The organism is Pseudomonas sp. P5_A2_2 (genome assembly GCF_054177685.1).
This window is the reverse complement of sequence record NZ_JBGCUL010000954.1, coordinates 1-1,676: the sequence shown is the minus strand read 5'-3', so window position 1 is coordinate 1,676 and position 1,676 is coordinate 1. Positions and strand designations below refer to the sequence as shown.

The 1,676-nt window shown below is 54.1% G+C and carries 2 protein-coding genes; both read right to left on the bottom strand.

Annotation, left to right across the window (positions count from 1 at the left end; translation table 11 throughout):
• Nucleotides 1–226: 226 nt before the first annotated feature.
• Nucleotides 227–619, bottom strand: coding sequence for a response regulator (locus tag ACXRVY_RS27710; RefSeq protein WP_457266283.1), 393 nt, complete (start codon nucleotides 617–619; stop codon nucleotides 227–229).
• A 178-nt stretch (nucleotides 620–797) separates the two neighbouring features.
• Nucleotides 798–1,676 (bottom strand): deoxyguanosinetriphosphate triphosphohydrolase (locus ACXRVY_RS27705; RefSeq protein ID WP_458238801.1); only part of this gene is annotated, 879 nt, incomplete at its 5' end.

The following is a 1,676-nucleotide window of genomic DNA, read 5'->3' as shown; positions in this document are numbered from 1 at the left end:
CAAATAAAGCGCGCACCTTAGCTCAGATACTTGAAGGGCCGCATGAACTGACCAAGCTGTAGCAGCAATATAGGAGAATTCCTACAGATTAAAAGGAATGGGACTACGTATTAACTAGGTTTCTTATTAGGAAGGCTAGGAAAGTCTAGTGCTTTGGTGCACTTTGTAAGGAGGTTGTTTGTAAGTTTTACGCTGTATATTTGTCGGGATTTATATGTGTCTTTTTCTATATTGGTGCAGAGGTCAACAAGTCTATAAATTCAGATTGTTTCAGTGGTTTTATCAAGTATCCCAATAATGGCAGCCCGTAATCAGCGGCCGTATTTACAAGCTCATCCAATTCAGACGTTGTCAGGCTACTCAGAATGATCGCCTGTCTGATCAGCCCTCGCTGGCTGGCGAACCGGACCAGATCGAGTCCCGTCAGATCGGGCAGGCATTGATCGCATAAAAGAATGTCGAACGGTTGGTCGGCCCCGAGCATTTGCTGCATGGCGCTTTTGGCGCTATCGGAGGTAGTCAGTCGGGTGAAGCCATAACTTTCCAGCAGGTACTGAGTGGCTATTAGTTGGAAGGGATGGTCTTCCACCACAAGGATGCGTAGATCGTCTTCGGCCATGGGGTGCACTTCATCTGTCGAACAGAAGGGAGGGCGATTGTTTCGCGAGAGTGCTGGACAAGCGATCAGTTTGCTCGACAGGTGCTGTAGGGCGATTCGACGAGACTTGAGTGCTGTTGGAGTTTCAAGGGGGGATCAGCCATTACGAATGCCGTAATGGCTGATCAAACGATACACCTCAGTGGCTGGCGCGTCCGGTCATTTCCAAGGCCATCTCACTGGCATAGCTGTCGGTCATGCCGGCGATGAAATCAATCATGCGCAAAAACGAAGTGTGCAATGGGCCGTGAGGGTCGGGCGCATTGTTGCCCAGCAGATCAAGGATACGACGGCTCTTGAACGACGGCGTACTTCCGTTGTGTTGCTCCAGAGCTGCGCCGCAAAAGGCGTTGAGCAGGATTTCCAGTGTGGTATAGGCGCCGATCTCGTGCAGAGTCTTGCGCTTGTCCTGGAAGATTTTCTTGCGGGCCATGTCCTTGGCATTCAGCACGCAACGCTTGGCGGGACCGTGCATGTGTTCCACCAGGTCGCCGCAAAGCGTACCGGCCAACAGCGCATCCTGTTGCTCGACAAACGCCCGGGCCGCGGCATTGGTCAAGTGCTCGATGGCTTTACCGCGCAGTATCGCCAGTTTGCGTCGGCGCGAATCGCCGGGACCGAGCTGGCGGTAGGTCTCAGGCAAGTCATCGCCCACCAGGCCCAGGAGCAGGGACTCGACTTCGGCGTATTCCAGCAACTCCATTTCCAGGCCGTCTTCCAGGTCGATCAGTGCATAGCAGATGTCGTCGGCAGCCTCCATCAGGTACACCAGAGGATGTCGCGCCCAACGTTGCTCCTCCAGTTGTGGCAGGCCGAGTTTATGGGCGATCTGCTCAAGTAGCGGCAGCTCGCTCTGATAACAGCCGAACTTGTGTTTCTTGTAGCCCAGGGAGTCGGCGTGCCTGGCCGTCCATGGATACTTCAGGTACGTGCCCAGCGTTGCATAGGTCAGTCGGGTGCCGCCGTCGAACTGGTGATACTCCAGTTGAGTGAGTACCCGAAAGCCCTGGGCATTGCC